Here is a 5,237-nt window from a genome sequence, read left to right on the forward strand (position 1 = left end):
GACGGCGCTTGGGAGTGCTGTACTAAAATCAATCCCTTGCGCCATGTCGAGCGAATGCGAGACATCTTATGAATGAGGGGTCTTTTGTTCATAAGGTCCCTCCTCCTCCTTCGTCGTCGTTCGGGACGGCGCTAGGATTTGCGGTATCATTAACAAGCTCTGCGCCATGTCGAGCGAATGCGAGACATCTTATGAATACAAGGGATTTTGACTTTTTTAACTTATCTTATATAATGATATTACAATGTAACACAGAAAGGAAATTCCTATGACTACTATAACTATTAGATTAAATAAGGATGACAAGGAGCTTTTTAAAAGAGTCGCTGATGAGAAAAGTCAATCTTTATCAGATTGGGCGAGGGAAACCTTGCTTAGAAATATAGAAGAAGAATACGACGAAAAACTAATCGAGGATTATCTTATAAATAAAGAAAATATGAAATTTTATACCAGTAATGAAGTGAAAAAAGAGCTTGGTCTATGAGGATAATTTATTCTGATCAGGCTCTCAAATCTCTAAAGAAATTGGATAGGCCAGTTCAAAAGATGATAATTTCCTATATGGACAAAATTGCTCTATTAGAGGAACCAAGGGCTAGGGGCAAGGCTTTATCGGCAAATCTTAGAGGGTTTTGGAGGTATAGGGTAGGTGACTATAGGATTCTTTGCGAAATCCAAGATGAAAAGATAGTCATTTGTGTGGTTGACATTGACCATAGGAAAAATATATATAAGAGATAGATAACCGCTACTTGGCGGTTTTTTTAGTGCTTATAATTGTTTATGCTTTCTCCGAGCCATGTCGAACGTATGTGAGACATCTTATAAATTAGAGGTCATTCCTTTGTGGGATTCTTCGGTCGTTTCTCTCCCTCAGAATGACGGTTAGAGTTGGCGTTGTCCTTAAAACTTTGCGTCATGTCGAACCTATGCGAGACATCTTATGAATGGGGGTCTTTTCTTTATAAGGTCCCTCCTCCTCCTTCGTCGTCGTTCGGGACGGCGCTAGGATTTGCGGTATCATTAACAAGTCCTGCGCCATGTCGAGCGAATGTGAGACATCTCATGAACGTGGGGGTCTTTTATTCATAAGATCCCTCCTCCTTCGTCGTCGTTCGGGACGGCGCTGGGGGATGCTTACTATTAATCCACCTTGACATAGTCCCAAATAGTACTATAATAATCATATTACAAATAATTGTTTATTTATTTTAGAGAAAGAGGGTTTATGAATTTTGAACTTGATCCTATGGTCTCTATTTTTTCTTTGCTAAGGTGTGCAAATGGCATTAATAGGGAGAGGGCAAAGTTTTACGGTCTAAGCGACCTTGAAACTATTATCCTTATCCATATTGGCTTTATGGAAAATCCTACCCAAAAAAGTATCGCCGATAAGCTCAGCGCTCCCAAGCAGACTATTAACAATATTATTAAGGGTCTGAGTAATGAGGGTCTTATCGACCTTATCCCAGATGAGGGTGATAGGAGGATTAGGATTTTAAGATTAACTAGCCAGGGAGAAAAAATTAGGGACGAGAGGTTAAAACCTATTAACGAATCCAACAAGAGAATTTACGAGAGCTTGGGCGATGAGAAGGCAAGAGAGATTAAAAATGCTTTGAAACTTCTAATTGACTCAATCAAGGGAGATTTTAAGAAGGAGGAAGAATGGAAAGTATAAAAGAATTTTATAAGTCATTTTCCTATATGAAAAAATATTTGGGTGCTTATAAGAAAAATAGAAATATTTCAAGAGTCTATACCAGCCTTGAAACTATCTTAGAGCTCGCCATTCCAGCTATTATGGGCATGACCCTTAATGAAGCTGTGAAGGGTCAAGACTTGGGTCTTGCAATCAAATATGGGATATTGATGGTCATCTTATCTTTAATTACTATGGTTTGTGGGATGCAGGCAACAAAAAACGCAGGGATTGCCTCATCTGGTATGGGCTACAATGCTAGGCTTGCCCAGTTTGAAAATATCCAGCGCTTTTCTTTTGAAGACATAGATTATTTTGGGGTCCCATCGCTTTTGACAAGGTTGTCGTCTGATACCCAGCAGACTACCTTTTCTATGTTTGTATCAACAAGATTTGTAATTAAGACTGTGGCAATGGCTCTTGTGGCTTTTGTTTTGGCATTAAAGTCTAGCCTAAAATTGTCACTTATATTTTTGCTAGCTGTGCCAATTCTCTTTGCACTTTTGATGGGTCTTACTACCTATGCCATTCCAAAATTTAGGAAAGCTCGTTACCAATATGACAAGCTCAACCTAGTTGTTGAAGAAAACCTCAAAAATATGCGTGTCATTAAGGCATTTTTTAGGAAAAGATATGAGCTTGATAAGTTTGGTATCCAAAATGAAAAGATGTTTGAATATGCGGACGGATCTCAAGGACCAATGTCCCTTGTTTTTCCCTTTGCCAATGTAGTTTTGTTTGCTACTTTTGTGGGCATTACTTATTTTGGTGGGATAGAAATCATAGAAGGAAGGCTAGAGGTTGGCGACCTTGTTGCCTTTAATATGTATGCGACTATGTTACTTGGTGCTTTTATTGGTATGTCTATGGTTCTTACCATGTTTATGTCAGCCTCACCTGGTATTACAAGGGTGGTTGAGGTTATTAGCAGGGTGCCTTCTATGGATAATTATAAGAAAATTGACAGCCAAAGCCTAGTAGATGGGTCAATTGACTTTGACAATGTGTCCTTTAAGTATGAGGAAGATTCTGATTCTTACCAGCTTGAAGATATAAATCTTCACATCAAAAGCGGGGAGTCTATTGGTATTTTAGGACCGACAGGTTCTTCAAAATCCACCCTAGTCCAGCTTATACCAAGGCTTTATGATATAAGCAAAGGGTCTCTAAAAGTGGGTGGCCATCCTGTAGAGACTTATGACCTAAAAACTTTGAGAGATGGAGTGGCAATTGTCCTTCAAAAAAATACTTTGTTCTCTGGGAGTATTGCAGATAACCTAAGGTGGGGAGATGACGATGCTACTATGGAAGAAATTGAGCTTGCAAGTAAGATTGCCCAGGCAGATGACTTTGTAAAAAACCGCCACGATGGTTATGGATCAGTCCTTGGCCAAGGTGGTACAGGTGTTTCTGGTGGCCAAAAACAAAGGTTAACCATTGCCCGAGCCCTTCTTAAAAAGCCAAAAATTCTTATTATGGATAACTCAACATCTGCGGTTGATACAAAGACAGAAACTGCCATTATCGACGGCATTAACAAACACTACAAGGATTTAACAAAGATAATTATTTCCCAGAGGATTTCCTCATTCAAATATGTGGATAGGGTTATAGTTATGAATGAGGGCAAGATCGAGGCGATTGGCACTCATGACGAGCTTTATAAGACCAACAGGGTCTACAGGGAAACTTACGACATCCAAGAGCAAGGAGGTGGAAGTGATGACTAATTCTTACAAAATGAATGACAAATCCTATAGGAGAAAAGTTTCATTTTCCTCTATAGGAAGACTTTTATCCTACCTTTTTGCCTACAGGTGGCAGATGATTTTGATTATTCTTTGTGTGATAGTCTCAGCCTTAACCCAGATTTGGGGAGTAAATATGCTAAGGCCAATTATTGATAATTATATCCTAAAATCAGATGTGATAGGATTAAAGAGAGCATCGCTTCAAATGGGAGCAATCTACGCAGTTTCCGCCCTTACTTCTTTTATATATTCAAGGCTTATGGTAAGGGTAGGGGAAAGATCTATTAGGAATATTAGGCGAGAACTTTTTGACAAAGTCCAAAAAATGCCAATAGGATTTTTTGACACCAACAAGCACGGCGAGATTATGTCTAGGTTCACAAACGATACTGACGTTTTAAGCCAAGCTCTGGCAAATACAGTACCAACTATAGTTAGGGCGACTCTTATGCTTGTGGGTACAATCCTTGTCATGTTTAAATTAAGTTTTAATCTGACCCTTACCATGTTGATTGGACTTACAATACTAATACCAATCCTATCTAGGATTATCTATAAGTCTTCAAAAGCCTTCAGAGAGGGCCAGGGCAATATTTCAAGTCTTCAGGGATTTTCCGAAGAAACCCTATCTGGTCAAAAGGTTGTAAAAGTTTTTTCAAGAGAAGAAAGAATCCTAGCTACTTTTAGGGATAAGACAGAGGAAGTGAGACTTGCCTTTACCCGTGCCAATACCTATGCTGGTAGGATGATGCCGTTTTTATTAAATATGGTAAATATCCTCTATGGAGCTATAACTGTCTACGGTGTCTATATGACAATCAAGGGCGATATGACTGTGGGAGTTTTGGCAGCCTTCTTGTCAAATATTAGGCAAATCCAAAATCCCCTTGTGAATGTGAGCCAACAGGCTAACGCAGTTTTCCAAGCTATGGCAGGGGCTGACAGGATTTTTGAAATAATTGATATGCCGATAGAGAAAGATACTGGCTTTATCGAACTTGTCCATGCTGTAGAAAATGCTGATGGATCTGTGAGTGAGTGTGACGACCTAACAGGCCGCTATGCTTGGATGTGGGATGATGGCGATAGGAAACACTATAAGATGCTAGAAGGCAGGCTTGAATTTAAGAATGTTGACTTCTCTTATGACGGAAAAAACCAAATATTAAAAGATATTTCTTTTTACGCAGAACCAGGCGAAAAGATTGCCTTTGTAGGATCAACCGGAGCAGGAAAGACTACTATTACCAACGTCATTACCAGGTTTTATGAAATTGACTCTGGGTCAATCATGGTCGACGATATAGACATTAGGGATATCAAAAAAGATGCTCTAAGACGTGCTTTTGGTATGGTTCTCCAAGAAGTAAACCTCTTTACAGATACTATTGAGGGCAATATCAAGTATGGCAGATTAAGAGCAAGCGATGAAGAAGTCAAATCTGCGGCAAGGCTTTCTGGAGCGGATTCCTTTATAAAAAGACTTCCAGAAAAGTATGACACAGAAATAAAAGGCGATGGATCAAGCCTATCAGACGGTCAAAACCAGCTGATATCAATATCAAGGGCAGCTATAGGAGAGCCACCTATGCTTATTCTTGACGAAGCGACATCGTCTATAGATACAGCCACAGAAAAAGATGTCACAGAAGCTATGGATAAGCTAATGGCAGGGTCAACTTCGATTGTAATAGCCCACAGGCTTTCAACCATCCAAAACTCTGATGTAATCATGGTAATGGAAGACGGCAGGATAATAGAACGTGGCAACCACGACAAAT

5 protein-coding genes are annotated in these 5,237 nt (G+C 39.5%); all 5 read left to right on the forward strand.

Annotated elements, in window-relative coordinates; translation table 11 throughout:
- Nucleotides 1-268 precede the first annotated feature (268 nt).
- The gene (gene relB, locus RQ893_RS07935; protein WP_311482487.1) at nt 269-487 is read left to right on the forward strand and encodes a type II toxin-antitoxin system RelB family antitoxin; all 219 of its coding nucleotides are present in this window, start codon (nt 269-271) and stop codon (nt 485-487) included.
- A complete protein-coding gene (locus RQ893_RS07940; protein ID WP_311482488.1) occupies nt 484-744 on the forward strand; it encodes a type II toxin-antitoxin system RelE/ParE family toxin in 261 nt (86 codons plus the stop codon). Before relB ends, RQ893_RS07940 begins: the two co-directional genes overlap by 4 nt.
- Before the next feature lie 487 nt (nt 745-1,231).
- Nucleotides 1,232-1,684 (forward strand): MarR family winged helix-turn-helix transcriptional regulator, encoded by a 453-nt coding sequence (locus tag RQ893_RS07945; protein ID WP_311482489.1) that lies wholly within the window; start codon nt 1,232-1,234, stop codon nt 1,682-1,684.
- Nucleotides 1,672-3,435 carry an ABC transporter ATP-binding protein gene (locus RQ893_RS07950; RefSeq protein WP_311482490.1) on the forward strand — a complete coding sequence of 588 codons (1,764 nt, stop codon included), beginning with the start codon at nt 1,672-1,674 and terminating at the stop codon, nt 3,433-3,435. Before RQ893_RS07945 ends, RQ893_RS07950 begins: the two co-directional genes overlap by 13 nt.
- A partial coding sequence (locus tag RQ893_RS07955) for an ABC transporter ATP-binding protein (RefSeq protein WP_311482491.1) occupies nt 3,428-5,237 on the forward strand: 1,810 nt, incomplete at its 3' end. The genes RQ893_RS07950 and RQ893_RS07955, both read left to right, overlap by 8 nt.

This window comes from uncultured Anaerococcus sp. (genome assembly GCF_963510915.1).
Lineage (GTDB): Bacteria > Bacillota > Clostridia > Tissierellales > Peptoniphilaceae > Anaerococcus.

Excerpts from the sequence above, each read along its gene's own strand:
- relB (WP_311482487.1), top strand. The coding sequence starts at position 269 with ATGACTACTATAACTATTAGATTAAATAAGGATGACAAGGAGCTTTTT.
- RQ893_RS07940 (WP_311482488.1), top strand. The coding sequence starts at position 484 with ATGAGGATAATTTATTCTGATCAGGCTCTCAAATCTCTAAAGAAATTG.
- RQ893_RS07945 (WP_311482489.1), top strand. The coding sequence starts at position 1,232 with ATGAATTTTGAACTTGATCCTATGGTCTCTATTTTTTCTTTGCTAAGG.
- RQ893_RS07950 (WP_311482490.1), top strand. The coding sequence starts at position 1,672 with ATGGAAAGTATAAAAGAATTTTATAAGTCATTTTCCTATATGAAAAAA.